Raw genomic sequence first — 22,568 nt, 5'->3', positions numbered from 1 at the left:
GGTAGCGAAATTCCTTGTCGGGTAAGTTCCGACCTGCACGAATGGCGTAACGACTTCCCCGCTGTCTCCAACGCAGACTCAGTGAAATTGAATTCCCCGTGAAGATGCGGGGTTCCTGCGGTTAGACGGAAAGACCCCGTGCACCTTTACTATAGCTTTACACTGGCATTCGTGTCGACATGTGTAGGATAGGTGGTAGACTTTGAAGCCGTGGCGCCAGCCATGGTGGAGTCATCCTTGAAATACCACCCTTATCTATATGGATGTCTAACTGCGGCCCGTTATCCGGGTCCAGGACCGTGTATGGTGGGTAGTTTGACTGGGGCGGTCGCCTCCTAAAGAGTAACGGAGGCGCGCGATGGTAGGCTCAGAACGGTCGGAAATCGTTCGTCGAGTGCAATGGCATAAGCCTGCCTGACTGCAAGACTGACAAGTCGAGCAGAGACGAAAGTCGGTCATAGTGATCCGGTGGTCCCGCGTGGAAGGGCCATCGCTCAACGGATAAAAGGTACGCCGGGGATAACAGGCTGATGACCCCCAAGAGTCCATATCGACGGGGTTGTTTGGCACCTCGATGTCGACTCATCGCATCCTGGGGCTGGAGCAGGTCCCAAGGGTATGGCTGTTCGCCATTTAAAGCGGTACGTGAGTTGGGTTCAGAACGTCGTGAGACAGTTCGGTCCCTATCTGCCGTGGGTGTAGGAATATTGATAGGATCTGTCCCTAGTACGAGAGGACCGGGATGGACGTATCTCTGGTGGACCTGTTGTCGTGCCAACGGCATAGCAGGGTAGCTATATACGGACGGGATAACCGCTGAAGGCATCTAAGCGGGAAACCCACCTAAAAACGAGTATTCCCTATCAGAGCCGTGGAAGACTACCACGTTGATAGGCCGGGTGTGGAAGTGCGGCAACGCATGTAGCTTACCGGTACTAATAGCTCGATCGACTTGATCATTCTCATTTACAATATCCATCGAACGAAGTTCGATAGTTTGTTTTGTCCTCACGCTGTCGCAGCTAACGCTGCTTCGCTGCGGACGGCGCGTCGCACAAGCGACGGCACACAGTCGTGTGCTTATTGTTTATCAGCGCCTGAAAACAACTCAATATCTGCACGAAAGACAACCAGCTTCTCATATTTGTGTTCTTCGCCGACCTGGTGGTTATGGCGGAGCGGCTGCACCCGATCCCATTCCGAACTCGGCCGTGAAACGCTCCAGCGCCAATGGTACTTTGTCTTAAGACACGGGAGAGTAGGTCGCTGCCAGGTCTGCTAAGCACACAAATCAAATCATCTTCTCATAACCATACAAAACAGCATTCATCAGCGCTAAGCGCAAAAAAAAACTACCAAAACCGGTCATACAAATTAAGCCCTTAACGCGGGGTGGAGCAGCCCGGTAGCTCGTCAGGCTCATAACCTGAAGGCCGCAGGTTCAAATCCTGCCCCCGCAACCAAAATTACCTAATAATATCAAATGAATAGCCCCGGATTTAGGTCCGGGGCTTTTTGTTATTTATAGTTTGTGCGCCACATGATCGCCACCGCGAGGCAAATGGCGCCGCTTGGGGATAAGTGAAGGCCGAACAGTATAGCGTTCCGCAGGATAGGGCTGCTACACTAAATGGCGAATTGAACGATCTATCAGGGGGGAGGGGGAATGGATCTCAAGGATATACCAAGTTCATTGCTGGAACGGGTAAAGATGATGGAGGGCATCTTGATCGCTTCCGCCACTGGCGGTTCCAAAGACAACTGGATTTACGACTACCTGCGTGGGGAATTCATAAAAAATGTCGAAATCCGCGACAGACTTCCAACTTTTGTTCGAACATATCGAAATTTGAAAACATTTTGGCCGTACATTAAAGGGGAAGCGGGAACCTACGACGAAAGACAGCGGATAATAAGCGAAGCGTTTACTCCGCTGATTGATCATCTCGAAGGTAAGAATGCCGCCCCCGGTGATCAGATCGCATCGGACGCATTGCAGACATTTGATGTCGATGGCGTGCACGCTGTGTGGGAGAAAGCTATCGCCCGCCGTAACACCGATCCCGAAGGTGCAATCACTGTTGCTCGAACGTTGCTTGAGACTGTCTCGAAGCGCATCCTCGATGAGGCGGGCAAGTCGTATTCTGAAAAGGATGATTTGCCAAAGCTATATAGCAATGCCGCAAAGGTCCTGAACCTCGCTCCCAATCAGCATACCGAGGAGCCGATCAAAGCGATTTTGGGCGGTGCGATGAACCTCGTGAACGGAATTGGTACGTTGCGAAACCGCCTATCGGATGCGCACGGTCGCGGTGGGAAACTACCTGTTCGACCTTCGCCGCGTCATGCAAGTCTCGCCGTTAACACAGCGGGCGCAATTGCTACCTTTCTCGTTGAGACGCTCTTGGAACGGCAGGAAAAGAAGTAAGGCGCGGCTTGAGCCGCCCCTCGCATCTACTCGACGCCCACGTCCGCATGAACGCCGGATATGCCAGACATATCGAGCTTTGGCCGGATCGTCGGAGCCATCACGGTTGAGGCCATGCCCTGAATGTCAGCCATTAGCTTTGCCATGATGGCGCGAGCTTCGTCGGCCTTGGCCTGCATGGTTTGATTGAAACCGCCCATCGTCACATCGGCGGCGGCCGAACCTGCAGCGCTATTGCCTTCAGGCGCTAGGTCTTTGACCTTCTGGTCGAGCATCGTCCGCTCGGCCTGCAAGTTCTCGCGCTCCATGTTTGGCATGTCGCGCATTGACGGATGCGTGTTCTTCTCGATCTGAGAAAGACGAGCATCAATCGCGGCCTGTCGAGCCTGCCATTCGGCAAGATCGTGTGCCCGACCTTCCTCCGGCGTCGCTTCCGGGCCGACCCGTTCGCTTGCGCCGACCTTAGACGGATTGATCCCGGTCTTGCTCGCGACCCATGCGTCGATCCCGCTCGTCAGGCCCCACAGGTTGCCTTCCGGGTCGATGGCGCCGAGGGCTTCGTTAACCGTCAAGGCCGTGCCGACGATGCCAGCACCCTTGAGGAGCTTCCTGAAAAGAGAGGTTCCCTTAGAAGCTGCGCCAGCTCCGGCCGCTGTGCCTGCGGCCGCCGATCCTGCCGCCCCGCCTGCCGCCGCTCCGGTTACGCCCATTGTCGCCGCCGCTACCCCTAGCGTTCCTTTACCAAGGGCGACGGCGATCCGCATAACATCTATGAGAGACCGGAAAAAAGAAAGTACGCCAGCGCCGACGATAGTAATCGGGCCGAGCGCACCCGCGATCAAGAGCGCGTAGGTGCCAAATTCGAGCATCTTCGGATTGCTCTCCGAAAGCGACTTGATGCCGTTTGCCAGTGCCTTAAACGCTTCCGAGGCCGTCTTGAGGACGCCGCTCTCCGCAATCGAGACGAACAGATTTTCGACGGACGCTTCAAGCTCGGCCCAATCCCCGACGATACCTTTCATCATGGTCTTAGCCATGCGGTCGGTCGAACCCTTCGCGCCGCCCTCAACATCGGCCTTAGCCTTGTCGAGATCGCCCGCGAGGAGCGTAATCAATCGCGAACCTTGCCGGGCGTCGAAGATACGAGCGATATCGCCGAGGTCCGCGCCCTTCTCTCGAAGCGCTCGGATAAAGCCGAAGAAATCGACCTCAGAACCCGCCGCCGTGAGGGCGTCGGTAATCGTCTCCGAGAGCTTCGCCTTATCCATAACCGAGCCGTCGCCGCCGATGACATTCGTCAACCGCTCCGAAAGCTTGCTCAAGGATTTATTGAGGCTCGGATCGTTAAGAACCTGCTCGATCTGCTTCGCGTATGAAGTCGCGTCGATGCCGTCAACGGCAAGCGACGAGACGATATCCTTCGCGCTGATCTGTCGTCCGCCTTTTACGAAATCATTGACATTGACATTCATACGCTCAAGAGCGGCGAGCATTGGCTTAGTCGGCCGGACCATGCGGACGAGAGCGGATCGCATTGCGACGCCCGCCTCGCTCGCCCGGATGCCGTTTCGGGCCATAACCATTGAAGCGGCCGCGACCTCTTCAATTGACATTCCGGCTGCGGCGGCCATCGGGCCGACGTACTTAAAGGTTTCGCCCATCATGCGAACATCGGTATTCGAGTTCGAGGCGGAATAGGCGAGCGCGTCGTTAACGCGGGTAAGGCTTTCCGATGCCTGCTCGACGGTCTTCATCGGCAGGCGCATAGCCGTCAAAATATTGGTGGCAATGTCGGCGCTTTCCTTGATCGCGATATCGCCAGCAAGGGCCAGATTGAGCATTCCTTTCATGGAACCCATAATCTGATCGTACTTGAAGCCAGCGCGGCCGAGTTCGTAAGCGCCTTTCATGATCTCGGAATTTGTCGCGGGAAAAAGCTCGTTTAGCTCTTTCGCGTAATTCTGGATCGCTTTGCGCTGAACGTCCGTCGTGTCCGTTACCGCCTGCAAGGCGTTCGACGTTTTCTCGAAGTCATAGACCGCGCGAGCGCCGAAGAACGTAAGGAAACCAGCGGGCATTGATAGCCCGGTGGTCATGTTGTGCATATTCCGCCGCAGGCGATCCGTCGCCTTACCTACGTCCGTCACCATCGAATTGACCGCGCCGCCGATTGCAAGGCGACGGGCGTTCGTGGTGTCAACGGCATTACCAATTCCACGGATGGAATTAGCGGCCGCACGCGCCGGAGCCGTAACCGCGTCGATCAAGCGGACGGTAAGAATTGAAGTAAGATTTGCCATCCCGTGGCCTCTCTATTGTGTTTCCTTGCTCCGATGGCAAAATTTCGGGTAGGCAACGCTGCAAAAAAGTAAGAAATAAGCCGCTTTTGCCAATGTTAAGTATATCAAAATCGATAAATCGTACGATTGACAATGACTGACAGTTGAAGCTGGTGATGCGGAATTTTTCCAACTTGGATTTCCAAACGATATTCCAAATATATTGTCCCGTTTAAACGTGCATCATGCTTTCTTCTTTGTTGAGGAAAGAATATGATGATTGCATACGAGCCACTTTCGAAAGCGCAACGGCGGGACGTCGCCCGGCTGGCCTTTATGGCAGTCCGGGCCGGTAGCATCCCGGCGAGACAATGGCGGGCATGGCGTCGGGCCTCTCCCGTCCGTGTCCTGTTCATGGCGATGGACCCGGAAGGCGAGCGAGCGAAGATATTAGCAGAGGCACGGTATGGAGGTCAGAACACATGAAAGCAGCCCCGGCAGCGTCGAGAAATGCGAACGAGCGTCCCAAGGTCCGTTTCCGCTCACCGCCTCTTGAGGCGATTGCGGATGCCGTCGAGAAGGCCGTCGCGAAGCGAACGTCCGAGATCGAGAAGAATGCGGAGAAGCGCGTCAAGCAGGCCGAGAAGCGCGCCGCCGAGGCAATGCCGCGTCGTGTCTGGTACGGCCCCGACAAGATGCGCGCGGCGTATCTCGCAGGGCAAGGCAAGAGCGGCGAGGAGATCGCACGGATCATTGGCGGCACCACAGCGCCTCGCGTTCGCACCATGCTTCACGGACACGATATTCCGCTCATGAGAAATGGCGGACATGACGACTATTGCTTGCTGAAATGGAAAAAGGCGGATCGCGAGTTGATAGAGAAGTACGCCGCCAAGCGGGAACGCGATCCGGCAGAGCTTGCGGCTCTTCTGGTTAGAAAGATCATGCAGGGCGGCGATAAGGCTATCGACGCGCTCGTCAGCGAGTTTGACGTAATCGGTTAATCCGCGTCGCTTTCAAAGGCTTGCCGTCACAAACGGTAAGAAGCACGTCACGCCCCGCTGTTTACGCGGGGCTTTTCTTTGAAAGGTGCGGGATGGTCTGAAATGCAAAAGGCCGGGAAAACCCGGCCTCCATACTCTGCTTGCGCGTACATCCGGCGTCAGGCAAAGCGCTAATTTCAATATGGTGTCATTCGCCGGGATGGCAAGGTGGGCAGCAGGATTATCCAAAAGTTGTTTGTAGGGGATCGTTGCTACTCGCAGGTGCAAACAAAGTTTCTGCCGCTATACTTGGCCGGATTACGGGGGGCGATTCGGATGTGGATAGGGGTGCGGCAGCGGTTCCGCCGATTTCATGATGGTCTGAAGTTATCGAAGGATCAACTTGATGATGGCGTGGGCAAGCAACTCGGTGTGCGGAAGTCGCTTCACCGGGCGTATTATAGCGAAGCCTCCGATAACCCGTGCGGGTTTATCGTGGGGTCTTGGGGCAAAGGAACCGCAGTCGCTCCCCCAAGCGATGTAGATATCTTTTTTGAGTTACCAGTTGCGGTTTACCATCGCTTCGAAGCGTACCAAGGCAATAAGCAGTCGGCGTTGCTTCAGGAAGTTCGTGAAAATCTCTCGAACACCTACCCACAAACGACCATGCGCGGTGATGGGCAAGTCGTTATTGTGGGGTTCAATACTATCACCGTAGAGGTTGTTCCAGCGTTTCGATACGACAATAGCGGCCGGTTCTACATGCCCGATACGAATGATGGCGGGCGGTGGAAGATGGTCGATCCACTGGCTGAAATTGCTTATATAGATGCGGCTGATCTCAACGCATTTGGCAATGTGCGGCCGATGGCGCAGATGCTCAAGACATGGAAGCGGCATTGCAACGTACCGCTAAAATCGTATCAAATAGAGTTGCTCGTTGCCGAGTTCATGCCGAGCTACGTGTATCGGCATCAGGATTATTTCTATTACGATTGGTTTATCCGAGATTTCTTGATTTGGCTTTGCAACAAGGCTTGGACGAACCAAACCATCCCCGGAACATTAGAACTCGTCAATCTGGGCGATACGTGGCTTTCACGAGCGCAAACCGCCCGTGATCGAGCGATCCGGGCGTGCGAACATGAACATGAAGATTACACCATCTTGGCAGGCGAAGAATGGCAGAAAATATTCGGGGATCGGATACCAATCCACGTTTTGTAGATGATCGCCGACGAGCGATTATCGCGGAATGCAAGAGGCAGGAGGAGTCCTGTCTGTATACCTCCACCACGCTCTACATTTGGCTGCGCCGGGTTCGCCGTCAAAAGCAATTTTTTGTTGCCGCTCCTATCATAATCGGCGGCGTCGCCGGACTTTCGATCCTACAGGATTGGGGTTGGGATTGGGTTGTTGCGGTGTTGGCTTTTATCGCCAGCTTGTTTCCGGCTATGGCTGACGCGTTGAAGTTTGAAACGAGCGTCGATGAAATTTCCCGTTTAGCAGCCGATTTCAAGGCTTTGCAGGATCGCTTCAGGCGAACGGCGAATATCACCGCTTTAGGCGACGTGCAGGCAGCTGAAGCCGCACTGGCTGAGTTGATGGACCGGATGGATATTGCTCGAAGTAGCAGCATTACGCCACCTGAAACAGCTTTCAAGGAAGCTCAACGTAAAATCGCCGACGGCCATTACGACTTTAGCGTCGACAGCGAAATTCATCGGAGTAACTAACCGCCCGCGTCGCGCTGCTTGCGCCAATCCCACGGCGCGATTGACGGACTTTGCCAGACACCGCGACGGGCGGCTTTGGCCGCCGTCTCGGAGGGGACATAATCGAGAGAATAACGACGATAGGCCCACGCGAGGCCGGAACGGACAAGTGCTTCGCCGATATTGATCCCCTCGGCGAAGCAGTCGGCCACGATCCGTCCGTAACGATCCCGATCAACCGGGGAGCATTCGAGGCTTCGATCTGCGATAACCTCGACAAGCCGATCCGTAGCGGCCTTTCCGCAGTCCCATTCCGTGCCGTCCGTAAGCTGGCAAGTCTGCCCGTCTTCCGGTGCGTCGATGCCATGGAGCCGGATGCGAACAACGCCCATCGCGACCGTATCGCCATCGAGAACGCGCACTGACCCGCTGATGATCGTTTCGGCATGGGCCGGGGCGGAGGCCGCGAGAGCCGCCGCGACAAAGATGGAAAGTCTATTCATCGTCCTGATCTTCCAGCGGATCGCGACCGTTCCGCAACTTGGTGACCGCTTCCGCGACCTTTGCCTCGGCTCGTTCGAAAGCGGTCCCGGCAGCGGCAAGAGCGAGCGGCAAGACCTTAGCGTCGAGCGTCCCCATAGAGGCCAGGACTTCGGCCCGCAGGGTCGAGAGAGTATCGGTGAAGAACCGATCAAGGTCGGCAGTTTCGATCAGCGTCGCAGCCGCGCGAGCGTTCCGAAGTTCGATCTCGCGGCGCTTGGCGTCGGCTAAGGCCACCGCCGCGCCGTCTGTCCGACCGGGATTGTTCGTGAGAAAGCGGACATAACCTTGCACCGATCCGATGAGAGGATAAGCGCCATTTATAGCGGCAGGGATCACACCTTGTCGGGCAAGCTGGCGAAGTCGCTCAAGAGAAAGGTTCAATAAAATTCCAAGGCGGCGGGCCGGGATAAAGCCGGAGGGTATTTCGGTCATTTTGGAAACCCGTTCTTTTGTTTTTTCAGGACGTTTCAGCCAAGCAAAGTTGAGAATTGGAAACGTGAGAAACACGCGAATAGGGGGAGGCGGCGACCCCGCAAGGCACGCCCTAGGGGTACGGTCCCTATTCGCTTTCCGGGCTTTGCCCCTGTTCGCCCCGTATCAGCCCCGTGGCTCGCGTTCAGCGTCTTTGCCTTATCGGGATACCCGTTCTCGCTCTCGCGCTTGTATGGCCTGTTATGAGAGGAAAGGGTCGGGGCGTCTTTGAGTTGATTGAGAGGAGTGAGGGCGCGGGTCTCACTCCTCTCGGATACGTCCGGGGAGGTCTGCGGGGTTGGATGCCCCTTAGACCCGGACGATAGGATCAGGCTTCGATATTGAGATAGGCACGTGGGTCCAGATCGAAGCGACGAGCTATAGCTAGGCCATCAACAGCCGCAGTCGCGATCAAACATTCTTCTATGCGTTCAAGTTTGAGGCGTGCAGCGGCAAGATCAGCAAAAGCTGTCTCGCGTTCATCGTCACTCATTGCGCCTGCCTGTGGCAGCGCATTGATCATCGCGGCAACGGCCCCTTTTAGGTCGTCGCGAAGAAGCCAGACCAGAACTTCAGAACCGCCAGTGCCGATCAGCGAATTTTCACCCACCAGCGCGATAGAGAGTTTTTGAGCAAGGCCGAGCGGCGTGCCGGTACGGTTTGAAGGATGGACTTTGAGAACGCCGGTTTCCGCAATCCTATCGATCTCAGCAAAAGCACGGCTTCTGAGATCATCGGCCGGAACCGGTGCCCGTTCAACCTTGGCGAAGGTCGCTTCAATCTCAGCGATGCGAGCGCGGATTTTCGTAACTTCTGTAGCAAGGGGGCCTTTGGTTTTCACGAGGGCCGGATCAATCCGCGCCTCGCGAAAGTGCCCGCCCGGCGCCGCGGTACGGCGCAACCATTCCAAAATATTTTCAAGAAAGGCGAACTTGTCCTGATGCTCACCGGCGCGCTCCCTCGCAGCGGAAGCCACTTGCAGCGCCCGTTTTGCAGCCTCTACCGGAGCGGAAATTCGCTCCTGCGTTGTCGCAGTCGGCTTAGGATCAGGAGCGCCGGGATAAGTCGTTTGAGAACCGGGATGGGCTTTGAGCCGACTGGCTGCGAAACCACCTACGAGGCCATATTCAGCGCGGGCCGACTGTTCGCGGTCTGATGCTTGGCGATAGGCTGCAAATGAAGCGTCACGGTCAGCTAAGTGACGCTCAAGCTTCATGCGAGAAGCTTCGGGCAAGGTGTCGAGAATTGCGTCTGGAAGATCGAGCATGTGGTGGCTCCGGCTGATTGGTTTGTTTCCTCGACAATGCCAAAGCCGGTCGCGTTTTTCTGCTGACAGGATGAGACATGTTCTGCCAGAAAAGGAAAAGGCGGCTCGAAAGCCGCCCTCATTGACCGAACAGCCTGCGCCGACTGATCCATATGCGACCAAATACTTTGATCGCTATGTCCCGCTCCGCGTGCTGCCGCCAGATGGTCCGTTCTGAAACTCTCGCAACTGCGGCCGCCTGTTGCGGGGTCAGCCATTGTCCGTCGTTCAGATCGATGGTTGCAGGGTCCGGGGGCCAGTTCAAATCGGTCTTGTCAAAAAGCTCCATTGTATCCGCGCCTCATAATCGGTTGCGACGGCAGCCGTCGCGCCGTCGTTAACCTTGGATTGCGTGACCATCGGCGTTGAGGTCGCCCGTGATTTTCTTCCAGAGCGATTTCGTCTTCTGCTCAGGCGACTTGCGTATCGCTGCATGTGGATCGGGGGTCCGCTCGAAGCTACTAAGCGAAACGCTCGGAGTGACGTTGCTTCCGCCATCTGATCCCACATCAACCGAGGCAATCGCCCCGGCTGCGGCATCGAAGGCCACAAGCCCGGTAGATGTGTTGCAGGCGCGTGCGACTGTTGCCGGAAGGCTTTGAAGTGCCTGCGCTAGCGTCGCCGGGGCGACGGTTTGCATGAAAGCAATAGCTTCCTTGTCCGTCATAGACGTACCGAACGCGAGATGCTTTGCAGCATCCATTCGGTCGGCTGCGAGCGGGTCCGTCAAGATCGCCCGGAGGCGCTGGCGCTCGAAGGCGGCTCCGGCGCGACGGCCGTCCTCGCGTGCTTCGTCAAGCGATGCTTGTGGCACCGGCTGCTGTGGCAATACAGGCGCGGACGATGTGCCCTCGACCGTTGGTTTTCCCTTCCATTGCTCGGCAAACGAAACAAGCGTCGCCTCGGTGCCAATCAGGCCCGACAGTTTGGCTGCCTCGATAAGTCCTTCGAGAAAAAGGGCATCGTTTCCGCGAATGTGTGCGTCTGCGATGTGCTGTAAGGTTGGGCTGAGTTCCATATTCAAAAATCCTTTCGATACGGGCGGGCCGCTCACGCGTCCGCCATGCGGTCGGTTTCAGTTCAGTGTGGGTTGGTCGGCGGCAGGCTCCGGTTCGCCCGTTACGTTGGCCTCGAAGTTCGCGAGCTTCGCGTTCAGATTGGCGTGGAACTCCGAAGCCCGGCGCTCTAATGCCTCCTGCGCCGTCGCAAATCCGGCTGCTACACCGAGTTCGTAGGACGCAGCCTCCGCGTTGATGTTCGCTGCAACGGCCAAGATATCGGCCTCGCTTGCTCTAGGCCGGATAGAGACCGCAATCTCGAAGCCCCGAAGCCAATTGTCCGATGCGTGCGGGTTGATTGCCTCCGCAATGATGCGAAGACGGTCGGGGCTTATCGTTGTTTCAGGCTTGTGCTTGCCGGGCATGGGGTTCGTCCTGATCGTGTGAAGGGAAGGGAAGCAGCGCCTCAAAACGAGAGGGTTTTTGGAAGCAAGGGAGCGGATTGCGATATTCTTCGCGCGCCAGATCGGCCCATGCTGAAACGTCGGCCTCAGCGACTTCGCGGGACAGGCCACAGGCAATCCGGCTGCGAATAAGCGCTCCGGTTCGTTTTCCCCATAACTTGCGACGTTCTTCGATAGTGGGGATTGCTCGAAGCTCCTCTCCAAGAAGTCGTGAGGATGCAAAGTGGCGGGCGAGCGGAAAGGCAACAATTGTGCCGAAAGGCTCCGGCTCGGGCTGAATGGCCGGTGTCGTGATTGGTTTGTCGAAGTCAAATTCCATTTGCATATTCCTATCTCCAAGCCTGCTGCTTCTCTTCTTGATGGCTGTCGAACGGAAGGACGTCGGCGTAATCCTCATCCGTCCCTTCGAGGGGTTCGAAGTCATCTTCCGGGTCTGGCGTTTCGGCGTCGTCGTCTTCCTCGACTATCGGAGCGAATGCGCCACCGCCGACTTCGATCTGATCTCCGGTATGAGGACCGTCGAGATTGTCGGGCGTCTGAACCTCTGGAAGCGGACAATTATCGAGTTCGATTTCATCGGCTTCCGGGATGAAGATCGCTTCGTCGTCGGAAGGGTCGCTGCTCTTATCCTCGCCGGTATCTGACAGGCTTGCGTAAGCAAAAGCCTGTCGAGAAGATGAGTTCTCCTCATCCTTTAATTGGTGAGGATTGATATTAAAGGCGGAGGCCACTTGAGTGGCCCCGCCAGTAATCAAAGGCTCTACGGTATTTGGGGGTAAAATTTGATCCTTTGACTTAGGGGTAAAATTTGATCCCTTGAGCGCCGTTTCACGAGCGTTCTCTATTGGGGGTAAAATTTGATCCCTTGAGGAAAGCTCTCTTTCTCGATCTGAGATCATTAAAGCGACGACTTCGCGCCTCTCATTCCGAAGTTCATACCGGGTTGCGCCTCGCTGTGCCGATGGTCCCTTGCTTACCAAATATCCGAGATCGATCAGCTTGCGCCGGGTCCGCTTGATTGTCGGCTCTGAAAGATTTGTCCTCGCCACGAGGGTGGACATTGCGCAGTATGGGAAGGGGTTATCTTCCGTGCAGAAATTGAGATAGACGCGAAGGATGTTCAATCCGCTCGATGGTATCTCCGGGTCGCCGTTGACGGTGTCTTCCAACTCAAATTTCCAAGTCGCGGACAATGGCTCGGCGACCTTTTTCTGCTTGTGTTTCTCGGTATCGTTTGACATATTGTAATTCCTTTTGTTGCTGCGATTTGCGAAGCCCGGTCCCAAGCCGGGCTTTTGCTTTTCAGGCTGCAATCCGTACGATAGCGATGCCGATGTTTAGGCCGATCATCGCTGAGAAGATGATCGCGAAGCTCATTGGAGAGCCTGCAATGTGCTTGATCTTTCCAACTGCGTTTGACATGGTTATCTCGACTTTCATTTGCTGGTGAATGTCTCGCCCTGCTGATCCTCCTACGGACGGCGGGGCTTTTCTTTTGCGGTATGTTCAGCGAGAAGCCTTTCGAGTTCAGCCCGTGCGTCCGCCTTGGATTGCCGGGCTTTCGGCCTGCTGTGAAACTCGGTCGGGATGGTTGTGTCCGAAATGCTTTCGGAGCCGTATCGGCGTTGCCTGTCGGCTGATGCGCGCTTGTGGAAATCAAATTTCGCCATCGTCATGCTCCTGATCTCGGAGAGCGACGCGGCTTTCCATCCACGCGGTGACTTCGTGCTCAAGAAAGCCCCGGCGCTTTTCGAGGATTGGTACAGCTCGCGGGAAATCTCCGGCGTTGCGGAGCTTCAAAAGCATCGAGCGGGAAATGGATACGCGATCAAGGACCTGCTTCACGGATAGGAAGCGGATCGGCGCAATGTCGGTTGTGGAGTTGGTATCAGTCACAAATCACCTGTTCGAACGTTGTCAAGCCTTTTGGCTTGGGTTTTTGTTGCTTCGTTCGACGGTTGATTTGCCCGTTGAGGTTATTAGGCCGGACAATTCGGTAAAAATCAATAGTGGGCAAATAAATATTATCAATCAAACCAATTTATCGCGGTGAATATGTCTTCTGGTTGTTGATAACTATGTTTGAGTTTCTAAAGTTATTATCAAAAACATGGGAATTTGGAAATCTATACATCAAACGACACGGCCCGGCTTTAAGGCCGGGCGCGTTGTGCGTAAGTGATTTGGGTTAAGCGGCTTCGCGAGACGAGAGCCAAGCATCGAGATCGGCTTTGCGATAAAGCGTCTTGCGCGTGCTCTGTTTGATGTGGATGGGGCCGCCGCCGTACATGCGATATTTCGCCAATGTGCTGGTGCTTGTGCGGAGATAAGCGGCAGCTTCGGCGCTATCCAAAACGGTGAGGGTCGCTAGAAATTGAGGGTCAAGGTTACGCTTGTTCATTGTCGGCTTTCCTTTGTTGAAGTCAGCCGACAATTGCCCTTGTCGTTCTCGAACGCGAAAAGATAGAAAAGAAATATTTGCAGTCTAAATTTTCTTGAAACCGTATCGAGCGAAAGCGCCGACCGGATAGCCGTCGGCGATTAAGCCGAGATCGAAGGCCAGAGCCTCGGCAATCAGATCGCGGGCTTTGATCGCGTCTGCGTTCGTTGGCCTAACGCTATCCTTCCACCATGCCGAGAACGCCGTGAAATAGCCCCGCACAAGGTGATCTGTTCTATTCCCTCCCTTCGGTACTATCTCGCGCTCTGTCGCGATCCTGCGGGCTGCTCTGGCGGTTTCTGCAAACAAGGTTGCTTGACGCCGCCGCTCGGCGACCATCTCGTCCGTATCTGCGTCCGTCGTTTCGGTGGCTTCGAGCAGCGCCGCCAGCGCGTCGGCTTCGTCGGATAGATCGAGAGCGAGGAGATCGAGAGCCTTCGCCACCTTGCGGGCCGATGCCTGCCGTTCTTTCGCCGCCTCTCTTGCGTCTCTTTCGCCTTTGGCGATCAAGGCTTCGCCCCACGCCTCAGCAACGATAAGCGCAAGGCTCAATCGATGATCCTGCTCGTCTCCGGCGAGAATACCGGCATCGATGGCCGCCTTTAGCGGCTCATCGACTGCGCAAGCCACATCGGGCGCGAGGAGCCGGGACGTTCTTCGGATAAGCCGTTGCCGGAGTTGCCTATCACTCATTTCCGGCGACCTTCCGCATCGGGATCACTTCGGCTTTGCGACCCGTCATAGAAGCGGCGATCCGTCCGGCGACGGTGTCGGCTGCGGCCTTGAGCGGATCGTCCGCAAGGTGGGCATATCGCTGCGTCGTGGCCGCTGACGCGTGTCCGAGCATCTTTCCAATGACGGCAAGCGGAACACCGCCTGAGGCTGCAACCGAGGCGAAGGAATGGCGGAGATCGTGGATACGAACGTCATCAAGCCCGGCATGGGCGCGGATTGCTCTCCATGGTCGATTAAGATCGTGCCGAGGCTTGTCGCGAGCATCGCCCCGGATCACGTAATCGCCGAGATTTTCAATCTCTTGCAGGAGGGTGAGGGCAGGGGCGGAGAGAACAGCATAGCGTCGCCCGGTCTTGGTATCGGGCAGGAGCGCGACGCCACGCTCGAAATCGATATCGGCCCATTTCATATTCAAGACTTCGCGCAATCGAAGGCCGGTCAGGATCAAGAGCCGGATCGCGTCGCAGGCGTGCCGATCTATGACGGTTTTCTGATTGGTTTTCGGGACGTGTTTGCTCTGGCTCTCCTTCCACGGCAGGCCGTCGCTCTCGGCGAGCGCCAAGGCGTCGCCGAGGCGGGCAAGCTCATCAGCCGAAAGAAAACGCTCGCGGCCTTCCTCTCGATAGGCTGCAATGTCGGCTGCCGGGTTGTGACCTTTGGGGACGTGGCCCGCGAGGCCAGCATGGCGATAGATCGAAGATACGATCTCAAGCATCCTGTTTGCCGTCGTCGGCATGGTCTTCCCCATCCTGCGATGAAGACGGGCAACGTCTGCCGTGGTCACCTTGTCGATCTGCAAAGTCCCGAAGGCGGGATTTATATGCCGGTTGATGGCGCTCTTGTAATTTGCCAGCGTTCGGACCTTGAGCCGGTCTTCCTCGTCCTTGAGGAACGTATCGACCGCGAAGTCCTGAAAGCGAGGAATTGATCGCTCCTTTGATCTCTCCGCAGCCGGATCGCCGCCAAGGCGAACGGCGGCGAGGACGTCAGAGGCACGTTTACGGGCATCCTCCGGGCTAATCTCAAGAGACGTTCCAATCGTGTATCGCTTCTTTGCAACGTTTCGCCCGCCAGCGCCGGGACGGTATTCCACAAAATAGGTTTGCCGACCGCTCGGCTCGACACGAAGGCCGAAGCCCGCGAGTTCTGCGTCATAGAACGTTGTTCGTTTTTCGACGGGTTTGATCGACGCGAGGCCGCGCCGTGTAAGTTTCGCAATTGGCATCTTCATTCACCCTTCGGGGTCGTCGTTCGCCACCGTGCGCCACATGTGCGCCACGGCGGATTGAATTACATGGAACGACGTTAAGCGATGCAATACGAAAAAAGCAATATGGCGCAGCAATTTAGTAGAAACGCGGAACGACACGAAACGACGGTGAATGTTAAAAAATCAAACTCATAACCTGAAGGCCGCAGGTTCAAATCCTGCCCCCGCAACCAAATATAACAAACCCGTCGCAACAGCGGCGGGTTTTTGCGTTTTAAAGAAAACAAGCCTCAACGCAGAAAGAACAGAGAAGGACGCCCTATCTGAATCTACAAGCCGATGGCAAAAACGCCCTCAGCTTTTTTGCGGGTTGAGGGTCGTAGGGGTGCTGTTGAGAAGAGGATTTCCAGCCATTCAAGCTCGCTTTAGCTATTCTCCAACACATGGGGTGGGGGTGGCGTTAATGCGTTGCCAAATGAAGAGACGTTTTGCTCGGGGCAGGTAACAGTTCCCAACATTTATAATGTGCCGATCATTCTGGCGCGTATGATGCTCAAAGAATATGGCTGGCAGCCAGAGCAGAGCAGGCAGGAACCAGATGCTACGTCGCAGGGCTTGCTGGATATGGGGATCAACGAGGTCGACGGCTGTGCGGGAACAGGCTGTGGCTTCTGTCGCTTCGCATATAAGTATGCCGGTAACAGCCTTTCCGTCACAACAGTGGGAGACTCGCCCGATACGCCGTCCGTCATTTCTTACGATGTGAAGTGCTCGAATTAGAATACAGCCCGAAATGTATGAAATTGCTTTCGTATTTTAAGTCACCACAATCTTTGCTTTAACGAAGACGTCGTAGCGCGTGCTTTTGCCCAATATCTGATGGGAGGGCTTGCGTAGCCCAGCCATGGGTTCTGCACGCAAGGGCCATTTCAGCACGACACGATTTTGCACATACTCCAGTGCGATCAGCATCAGCTTTTCGGAATCCGGGTCGGTGCCGACAATGTTCCGGATTTGGCGCATTTCCTTTTTGACCAGTGCTGAATTGCCTCGTGGCGGATGCATGGGGTCAACCAGCACCACTTGTGGCTTGAGTGTGGGGAGCAACTGGCAGGAATCGCCGTGCAGCAACGTCATTCGCGCCACAGTTTCGGCATATAGTCCGCCCTCAGCTGCCGCGCGTGCCAATCCTTCGGTGAGCAGATCGTGCATCTTTTGTGAGCGCTCTATGAGTGTCACCCTGGCACCCAGTGACGCGAGCAGGAAGGCATCCCGCCCAAGTCCCGCTGTTGCGTCCACGATATCGGGTGTGACGCCGCCGACTAGACCTGCAGCCTTGGCGAGTGCCTGGCCGCGACCTTCTCCAGAGCGGAATCTGTGGCCAACTGCGCCACCAACAAAATCAACGATAAGCTCTGATGCTTCGGCTTTTTGCGACATGGTTGCTCTTAGAACGGGCAGGGAACGGTGAATTTAACATCGCGACCATCAGGATGACGAAAAGCGACTTCTTCTGCATGCAATAGCAAGCGATCTGCGGCGGAGAGGGCAACCCCTTCCGCATAAAACTCATCACCAAGAATCACATGACCGATTGCTTTCATATGAACGCGCAGCTGATGGGTGCGTCCAGTCATCGGAAACAGACGGAGCCGGGTTGTGTTTTCACCACGCTCCAGAACCGTCCAATGCGTCTGAGCGGGCTTACCGTTTTCATGGTCAACCCGATGGCGTGGTTTGTTGTCCGGGTCAATTGCCAACGGCAGGTTAATCATCCCCTCATCTTTTTCCACGAGTCCGAAGACTTCAGCCACATATGACTTTTGGGTCGTTCGTGCCTCAAATTGTGCGGCAATGGCAGCATGCGCTTTGCGATTGAGCGACATCAACACCAGGCCAGACGTATCCTTGTCCAGACGGTTGATCATCAGTGCATTTGGAAACTGTTTTTGTACGCGTGTCGCAAGACTATCCGACAAGGCAGGATGACGCCCCGGCACAGACAATAACCCGCTCGGCTTGTCCAGCACCAGAATGTCCGCATCACGATGAATGATCGAAATATATGGCTCCAAGGGTGGAGTATAAATGGGAAATTCAGAAGATAGCACACTCATATTGGTGATCTAGCACGGTTTGGCTCTCTCCGAGAAGTGCAGAGACCAGGTAATTGGATATGCTGGGCTGACGCAGTTTAGCTGTAAGTGCGCCAGTCTGAGAATTGTAAGTGCACAGTGCCGATAGGATAATGACGGAAAGGGTGGAGTAGCAGGGTCGTTGAGCCTGACGTGTATATAGGTTATCTTCACAAGCAATAGCTTAATAATAAGGTCCTTTGGGATCCAAAAGCGTGACTGACATTGTTGCTGCAACGGTAGAGAATATTAATGCCCATCAAGAATGACGTCGTGCTGAGCAAGTTGCGAGATGAGCTGGAGTGTCTGCGACTTGAATTAGAAAGCAAAGAAAAGCTCCTCAATGAGCAGGCACAAACGCTTTCACACTTCAAAAAAATATACGGGCAATCTTCTATTGTCGCTCAAATCGGCATTTGGGAGTGCACGTTGCCCGAAGAGGAGTTAACGTGGTCGGACTATGTGTATGATATTTTTGAGCTTCCACGGGGCGCGCCGCTTAATCGAGCTGAGACACTGACTTGCTATACTGAGAGTTCCCGGCAGGAACTGCAAAAGCGCAGATCAGGTGCTATTGCAGAACGTAGCGGTTTCACTCTGGAAGCTGAAATACGGACATTTCGCGGTAACAAGCGCTGGATACGCATTACAGCTTCCATCGAATGTCAGGGTGATATGCCTGTCAGAATTTTTGGTATGAAGCAGGATATTACCGATCAGAAAGCTTTATTTGATCGGATCGTTTATCTTGCTGAGTATGATCAAATGACAGGGTTGGCTAATAAGAGCCAGTTCCATTTAAAGCTGGCTTCGGCGCTGGAATATGCCAGCATCGATAGTACGTCAGGGTTTCTTTTGCTCATTGATCTGGATGGGTTCAAAAATATAAATGACGACTATGGTCACCTCGCCGGTGATGAATGTATCAAGGTTATGGGAGAGCGCCTCAATACAATAAATCACGTAGGAAATAGTATTTTCAGAATAGGCGGAGATGAGTTCGCAGTTATTACGTCGAACTGTTATGATAAAGAAGCAACCGAGAAGCTTGCTCAAAACATAATTGACCGTCTCTGTGAAGATGTGATTTTTGACGATCAGAAACTAAGGCTCGGAGCATCTGTTGGAATAGCGCGGATATCTGGAAGTTCTGCATCGAGCGTATTTATCAATGCGGATGCGGCACTTTATTCTGCCAAGGCTGACGGGAAGGCGACGTTTCGTTGTTATCAGACGGGTATGGAAAGCCGACCATCCAGAATCGAATTTTGATCAGAGTTGAGTTTTTGCTTCCAATTGTTGGGTGCTGTCTTAGCTTATAGGAGCGCGTGTCCGGAAACGGCTCGTATTGCTGCAACAAGGGAGATAGCGAATGTCACAGTTGAATGTAGCTGTTCTGGTTGGAAGCCTGAGAAAAGATTCGTTTAATCGCAGAGTGGCTGTGGGGCTGAACGCGGTTGTGCCGGATGGTATGACTTTAAGGATAATCGAGATCGGCGATTTGCCGCTTTACAATCCGGATCTGGATACGGATACACCACCCGCAGCATGGACGCGGTTTCGATTAGAAGTGAGCAAGGCAAATGCTGTTCTGTTTGTGACGCCCGAATATAACCGATCCGTGCCTGCTGCTTTGAAGAACGCACTCGATGTGGGTTCGCGCCCTTATGGTCATAGTGTGTGGAGTGGAAAGCCAGCTGCAATTATAAGCGGTTCACCGGGAAACCTCTCTGCTTTTGGCGCCAATCATCATCTGCGACAATCGCTGGTATTCCTCGATATGCCGATCTTGCAACAGCCCGAGGCTTATCTCGCGCATGTTGATAGGCTCGTTGATGAAAGCGGCAAGCTGGTGCCTGATGCCGCCAAGTTCCTCGGCGATTTCCTCATCGCATTTGACAGATTTGCTCAGAAGAACCTTTAAAACTTCATGCTGCTTGCAAGCACTGGCGCGCTTTCGGAACGGGAGCCGCCTCTGATTTCCGGATCGTAGTCGGGGAACAGTCCAGTACTACACGCTAAGCCCGTTTGGTGTCTGTTGACAGGGGTTGCGGGTGACTCTAGTTTATATTCAGATGTTCTAAAATATATTATAATTTCATGGTGATAGGATGATGACTCGCCGCCAAACCTTGTTGGGTGCTGCTGCCGCTGCCATTGGAATGTCTATGCAGTCACGGAGGGGGCAGGCGAAAGGTTCATCGGCTCGCTCTGCCGGTTTTTGGTATCCGGAAGAAACGGAGCCGCATGAGCGTACTTTCATGCAGTGGCCGGTCAATCCGAATGTGTATGACGATCCTGATTTTCTTGATGATATTCAGAAAACGATCGCGAAAATCGCCAACACTATTGCAGAGTTTGAGCCAGTTGTGATGCTTGCCGCAGCAAAGCATCATCCTGCTGTTCGCAAGCTGGTGTCGCGGAATGTGGAATTATGGGACATTCCGACCGACGATTTGTGGTGTCGCGATTCCGGCCCGTCCTTTGTCATTGATGGTAAGGGCGGGCTGGCCATTACACAGTTCAACTTCAACGGTTGGGGCAATAAGCAGACCCACGCGGCAGACGGCAAGATCGCCGCGCGGATAGCCGAACGGATGGGGTTACAGGTTCTCGATGCAGGTCTGGTGGGGGAGGCGGGCGGTGTTGAAACCGATGGCCATGGAACGCTGATCGCTCATGAAAGCAGTTTCATCAATGCCAATCGTAACCGGGGCAGCAAAGCTGAAATTGAGAAGATGCTGCTGGACACGATGGGTGCACGCAAGATGATCTGGGCACCCGGGATCGTCGGTGCCGATATCACCGATTATCATATCGATGCGCTTGCGCGTTTTGTTAAGCCGGGACAGCTGGTAATCCAGATGGGAGATAAGATCGATCCCGACGATCCCTGGTCGGCTGCCGCCTTCAAAACACATGACATACTGGCTGCAGCAACCGATGCTGAGGGGCGCAAACTGGATATGGTCGTTTTGCCGGAACCTTATAACATCCGCTCGAGCAACAGCGACTTTGTCTCTTCCTATGTCAATTACTACGTTTGTAACGGCGCGGTGATTGCTGCCGAGTTTGGTGACCGCGAAGCCGATGAACGCGCTGCGGCCCTTCTTGGCAAGCTGTATCCCGGTCGGGAGATTGTTACGCTGAATATCGATCCGGTGGGTGAAGTTGGCGGCGGTATCCATTGTGCCACCCATGAGCAACCCAAGGTCTGAGCATGTGGAACTGGTTACGGCGCAATACTGAACCATTAGCCGCTCTTGGCGGGATTGCTACGGCCTTTGCCGCACTCTCGGCACTGGTTATCATTCCTTACCAGGTCAGTCAGGCCGATCTCATTCAGCGTGATCAGACGGCACGCGAAATATATCGCGAGTTTCTGAACCTGACGGTGCAAAAGCCCGAACTGGCGCAGGCCAGTTATTGCTCGCTGAGAGGCACGGCACAGCTCACCGCCTATGGGGCATATGTTGAGTATCTGCTTTATACATCTGAACAGATGATTGAAACTTCGCCAGACTGGCGTGCGCCAATGGCCGGATATTTGAGTGATCACATGGAGTATCTGTGCGATCCCGAGGGGTTGGGTGCGCGTGACGGGGTGGCTGATCTGCTGGCGCAGGCCGGACTGACTTGCAAGCCGAAAAATACCTGTCAGTGAAAGCATATAAGTTTGAAGAAAATGGCGGAGAGGGTGGGATTCGAACCCACGGTGGAGTTACCCCCACGCCGCATTTCGAGTGCGGTACTTTCGACCACTCAGCCACCTCTCCGCATTGTGCACTACGGTAAAACGATTTGTGAAAACCGCGCCGTTGGTAAGCATCTAAAGCGAATGCTAAGTGTGTAGCGGCTCAATAACGGGCCAAACACAATTAGACAAGACCTAATTTGCATTCCAGGACGAAAATTCTTGACTTTTCCGCTACCTCATATCTATAAGCACCTGACTTTATGTGTGGGGTAGTCCGCGCTTATTGTTTTGATTGGAGATTTCCGGTTTTCGGGTCTCTGGTCAGGGGGGCGAAAAGCTTCCAAAATCAATCGACTGATAAAAAGACGGCCCGTGCCCAAGGCGCTTGCGTTGCAGGGTATGAGAGCTGGACCGAACGACCCGAAAGGAAAACAAATGTTCGCAGTCATTAAGACTGGTGGCAAGCAGTACCGCGTTGCCGCAAACGACCTGATCAAGGTTGAAAAGGTTGCTGGCGAAGCCGGTGACATCGTAGAATTTGCAGAAGTTCTGATGGTCGGCACGACCATTGGCGCGCCAGTTGTTGAAGGCGCTCTGGTAACGGCTGAAGTCGTTGAACAGGGCCGCGCTCGCAAGGTTATCGCGTTCAAGAAGCGTCGCCGTCAGAATTCCAAGCGTACCCGCGGTCATCGTCAGGAACTGACGACCATCCGTATCTCGGAGATCCTCACCGATGGTGCGAAGCCTTCCAAGAAGGCAGAAGCCAAGAAGGCAGCTCCGAAGGCAGACGCCGCTGAAGGCGAAGCCGCAAAGCCAAAGAAGGCAGCGCCTAAGAAGGCTGCAGCCAAGGCTGAGTCGGCTGAGTAAGTAGAAGAGATTAAAGGAGAAATCCAATGGCACACAAAAAAGCTGGTGGTTCGTCGCGTAACGGTCGCGATTCAGAGTCGAAGCGCCTTGGCGTAAAGAAGTTCGGTGGCGAAGCTGTCGTTTCTGGCAACATCATCGTGCGCCAGCGCGGCACGAAGTGGCATCCGGGCGCCAATGTTGGCCTCGGTAAAGACCACACTATTTTTGCTACCACCAACGGTTCCGTTGCTTTCCGCACGAAAGCCAACGGCCGCACCTACGTATCGGTTAACCCGATCGCGGAAGCAGCAGAGTAAG

General features: G+C 54.7%; 27 protein-coding genes, 2 tRNA genes and 2 rRNA genes (1 of these 31 only partly in view). 14 read left to right on the top strand and 17 right to left on the bottom strand.

Going from position 1 to position 22,568, the window contains the following annotated elements; all coding sequences use genetic code 11:
* The 4 genes from CEV33_RS10750 to CEV33_RS10735 all read left to right on the top strand — a co-directional run.
* A 23S ribosomal RNA gene (locus tag CEV33_RS10750) occupies window positions 1-960 on the top strand (it extends 1,845 nt beyond the left edge of the window).
* A 200-nt stretch (window positions 961-1,160) separates the two neighbouring features.
* A 5S ribosomal RNA gene (rrf, locus tag CEV33_RS10745) occupies window positions 1,161-1,275 on the top strand.
* Between the two features lie 111 nt (window positions 1,276-1,386).
* Window positions 1,387-1,463 (top strand) — tRNA-Met (locus CEV33_RS10740).
* Window positions 1,464-1,666: 203 nt separating this feature from the next.
* A complete protein-coding gene (locus CEV33_RS10735; RefSeq protein ID WP_094540476.1) occupies window positions 1,667-2,428 on the top strand; it encodes an abortive infection family protein in 762 nt (253 codons plus the stop codon).
* A gap of 26 nt (window positions 2,429-2,454) precedes the next feature.
* Here CEV33_RS10735 and CEV33_RS10730 read toward each other — a convergent pair whose 3' ends face one another.
* A complete protein-coding gene (locus CEV33_RS10730; protein WP_094540475.1) occupies window positions 2,455-4,728 on the bottom strand; it encodes a phage tail tape measure protein in 2,274 nt (757 codons plus the stop codon).
* Between the two features lie 461 nt (window positions 4,729-5,189).
* Between CEV33_RS10730 and CEV33_RS10720 the strand changes: the two genes are divergently transcribed.
* The 3 genes from CEV33_RS10720 to CEV33_RS10710 all read left to right on the top strand — a co-directional run bounded on the left by CEV33_RS10720 (window position 5,190) and on the right by CEV33_RS10710 (window position 7,426).
* Entirely contained in the window at window positions 5,190-5,711 is a 522-nt protein-coding gene (locus CEV33_RS10720) for a hypothetical protein (RefSeq protein ID WP_094540473.1), read from the top strand.
* A 315-nt stretch (window positions 5,712-6,026) separates the two neighbouring features.
* On the top strand, window positions 6,027-6,917 hold the full coding sequence (locus tag CEV33_RS10715; protein WP_094540472.1) for an SMODS domain-containing nucleotidyltransferase: 891 nt from the start codon (window positions 6,027-6,029) through the stop codon (window positions 6,915-6,917).
* The gene (locus CEV33_RS10710) at window positions 6,872-7,426 is read left to right on the top strand and encodes a hypothetical protein (protein WP_094540471.1); all 555 of its coding nucleotides are present in this window, start codon (window positions 6,872-6,874) and stop codon (window positions 7,424-7,426) included. The genes CEV33_RS10715 and CEV33_RS10710 overlap by 46 nt, the downstream gene beginning before the upstream one ends.
* Here the strand turns inward: CEV33_RS10710 and CEV33_RS10705 are convergent.
* The 13 genes from CEV33_RS10705 to CEV33_RS10645 all read right to left on the bottom strand — a co-directional run bounded on the left by CEV33_RS10705 (window position 7,423) and on the right by CEV33_RS10645 (window position 15,587).
* Window positions 7,423-7,908, bottom strand: coding sequence for a thermonuclease family protein (locus tag CEV33_RS10705; RefSeq protein ID WP_094540470.1), 486 nt, complete (start codon window positions 7,906-7,908; stop codon window positions 7,423-7,425). The two genes, CEV33_RS10710 and CEV33_RS10705, sit on opposite strands and share 4 nt — an antisense overlap.
* The gene (locus CEV33_RS10700) at window positions 7,901-8,380 is read right to left on the bottom strand and encodes a hypothetical protein (RefSeq protein WP_141211579.1); all 480 of its coding nucleotides are present in this window, start codon (window positions 8,378-8,380) and stop codon (window positions 7,901-7,903) included. Before CEV33_RS10700 ends, CEV33_RS10705 begins: the two co-directional genes overlap by 8 nt.
* Before the next feature lie 367 nt (window positions 8,381-8,747).
* Window positions 8,748-9,686 carry a hypothetical protein gene (locus tag CEV33_RS10695; RefSeq protein ID WP_094540468.1) on the bottom strand — a complete coding sequence of 313 codons (939 nt, stop codon included), beginning with the start codon at window positions 9,684-9,686 and terminating at the stop codon, window positions 8,748-8,750.
* Window positions 9,687-9,804: 118 nt separating this feature from the next.
* Window positions 9,805-10,014, bottom strand: coding sequence for a hypothetical protein (locus CEV33_RS23720; RefSeq protein ID WP_141211578.1), 210 nt, complete (start codon window positions 10,012-10,014; stop codon window positions 9,805-9,807).
* Between the two features lie 48 nt (window positions 10,015-10,062).
* Window positions 10,063-10,743 (bottom strand): hypothetical protein, encoded by a 681-nt coding sequence (locus CEV33_RS10685; RefSeq protein ID WP_094540466.1) that lies wholly within the window; start codon window positions 10,741-10,743, stop codon window positions 10,063-10,065.
* A gap of 57 nt (window positions 10,744-10,800) precedes the next feature.
* Window positions 10,801-11,148 carry a hypothetical protein gene (locus CEV33_RS10680; protein WP_094540465.1) on the bottom strand — a complete coding sequence of 116 codons (348 nt, stop codon included), beginning with the start codon at window positions 11,146-11,148 and terminating at the stop codon, window positions 10,801-10,803.
* Complete coding sequence (locus CEV33_RS10675) at window positions 11,126-11,506, bottom strand: hypothetical protein (RefSeq protein WP_141211577.1); 381 nt, start codon at window positions 11,504-11,506, stop codon at window positions 11,126-11,128. The genes CEV33_RS10680 and CEV33_RS10675 overlap by 23 nt, the downstream gene beginning before the upstream one ends.
* A 10-nt stretch (window positions 11,507-11,516) precedes the next feature.
* Window positions 11,517-12,428: a helix-turn-helix domain-containing protein gene (locus CEV33_RS10670; RefSeq protein WP_094540463.1), complete on the bottom strand. Its 912-nt coding sequence runs from the start codon at window positions 12,426-12,428 to the stop codon at window positions 11,517-11,519.
* Between the two features lie 231 nt (window positions 12,429-12,659).
* Window positions 12,660-12,857, bottom strand: a complete 198-nt coding sequence (locus CEV33_RS10665) for a hypothetical protein (RefSeq protein ID WP_094540462.1) — start codon at window positions 12,855-12,857, stop codon at window positions 12,660-12,662.
* A complete protein-coding gene (locus CEV33_RS10660) occupies window positions 12,844-13,083 on the bottom strand; it encodes a helix-turn-helix transcriptional regulator (protein WP_094540461.1) in 240 nt (79 codons plus the stop codon). The genes CEV33_RS10665 and CEV33_RS10660 overlap by 14 nt, the downstream gene beginning before the upstream one ends.
* 292 nt (window positions 13,084-13,375) lie before the next feature.
* Entirely contained in the window at window positions 13,376-13,588 is a 213-nt protein-coding gene (locus tag CEV33_RS10655; protein ID WP_094540460.1) for a helix-turn-helix transcriptional regulator, read from the bottom strand.
* A gap of 84 nt (window positions 13,589-13,672) precedes the next feature.
* Window positions 13,673-14,320: a hypothetical protein gene (locus CEV33_RS10650; RefSeq protein ID WP_094540459.1), complete on the bottom strand. Its 648-nt coding sequence runs from the start codon at window positions 14,318-14,320 to the stop codon at window positions 13,673-13,675.
* Window positions 14,313-15,587: a tyrosine-type recombinase/integrase gene (locus CEV33_RS10645; RefSeq protein ID WP_167388145.1), complete on the bottom strand. Its 1,275-nt coding sequence runs from the start codon at window positions 15,585-15,587 to the stop codon at window positions 14,313-14,315. Before CEV33_RS10645 ends, CEV33_RS10650 begins: the two co-directional genes overlap by 8 nt.
* Window positions 15,588-16,040: 453 nt before the next feature.
* Here CEV33_RS10645 and CEV33_RS10640 point away from each other — a divergent pair, with 453 nt between their 5' ends.
* Complete coding sequence (locus tag CEV33_RS10640; RefSeq protein ID WP_141211576.1) at window positions 16,041-16,352, top strand: hypothetical protein; 312 nt, start codon at window positions 16,041-16,043, stop codon at window positions 16,350-16,352.
* 36 nt (window positions 16,353-16,388) lie between these two features.
* Here CEV33_RS10640 and CEV33_RS10635 read toward each other — a convergent pair whose 3' ends face one another.
* Both CEV33_RS10635 and CEV33_RS10630 read right to left on the bottom strand, forming a co-directional pair.
* Window positions 16,389-17,012 (bottom strand): class I SAM-dependent methyltransferase, encoded by a 624-nt coding sequence (locus CEV33_RS10635; RefSeq protein WP_094540456.1) that lies wholly within the window; start codon window positions 17,010-17,012, stop codon window positions 16,389-16,391.
* 8 nt (window positions 17,013-17,020) lie between these two features.
* Complete coding sequence (locus CEV33_RS10630) at window positions 17,021-17,689, bottom strand: RluA family pseudouridine synthase (protein ID WP_094540455.1); 669 nt, start codon at window positions 17,687-17,689, stop codon at window positions 17,021-17,023.
* A 270-nt stretch (window positions 17,690-17,959) separates the two neighbouring features.
* Here CEV33_RS10630 and CEV33_RS10625 point away from each other — a divergent pair, with 270 nt between their 5' ends.
* From CEV33_RS10625 to CEV33_RS10610, 4 genes are all read left to right on the top strand, one after another.
* Window positions 17,960-18,979 (top strand): GGDEF domain-containing protein, encoded by a 1,020-nt coding sequence (locus CEV33_RS10625; RefSeq protein ID WP_094540454.1) that lies wholly within the window; start codon window positions 17,960-17,962, stop codon window positions 18,977-18,979.
* 100 nt (window positions 18,980-19,079) lie between these two features.
* The gene (locus tag CEV33_RS10620) at window positions 19,080-19,631 is read left to right on the top strand and encodes an NADPH-dependent FMN reductase (protein ID WP_094540453.1); all 552 of its coding nucleotides are present in this window, start codon (window positions 19,080-19,082) and stop codon (window positions 19,629-19,631) included.
* Window positions 19,632-19,818: 187 nt separating this feature from the next.
* Entirely contained in the window at window positions 19,819-20,925 is a 1,107-nt protein-coding gene (locus CEV33_RS10615) for an agmatine deiminase family protein (protein ID WP_208620185.1), read from the top strand.
* Window positions 20,926-20,927: 2 nt separating this feature from the next.
* On the top strand, window positions 20,928-21,371 hold the full coding sequence (locus tag CEV33_RS10610; protein ID WP_094540452.1) for a hypothetical protein: 444 nt from the start codon (window positions 20,928-20,930) through the stop codon (window positions 21,369-21,371).
* A 22-nt stretch (window positions 21,372-21,393) separates the two neighbouring features.
* Here CEV33_RS10610 and CEV33_RS10605 read toward each other — a convergent pair.
* Window positions 21,394-21,483 (bottom strand) — tRNA-Ser (locus tag CEV33_RS10605).
* A 356-nt stretch (window positions 21,484-21,839) separates the two neighbouring features.
* On the opposite strand from CEV33_RS10605, the gene rplU reads away from it, so the two are divergent.
* Window positions 21,840-22,271, top strand: coding sequence for a 50S ribosomal protein L21 (rplU, locus tag CEV33_RS10600; protein ID WP_024895852.1), 432 nt, complete (start codon window positions 21,840-21,842; stop codon window positions 22,269-22,271).
* A gap of 26 nt (window positions 22,272-22,297) precedes the next feature.
* Window positions 22,298-22,567 (top strand): 50S ribosomal protein L27, encoded by a 270-nt coding sequence (gene rpmA, locus CEV33_RS10595; RefSeq protein WP_007876947.1) that lies wholly within the window; start codon window positions 22,298-22,300, stop codon window positions 22,565-22,567.
* Window position 22,568 lies beyond the last annotated feature (1 nt).

The organism is Brucella grignonensis, assembly GCF_002252505.1.
Taxonomy (GTDB): Bacteria; Pseudomonadota; Alphaproteobacteria; order Rhizobiales; family Rhizobiaceae; genus Brucella; species Brucella grignonensis.
Note: the sequence above shows the minus strand (reverse complement) of the source record. Positions and strands in the feature narration are given on the sequence as shown.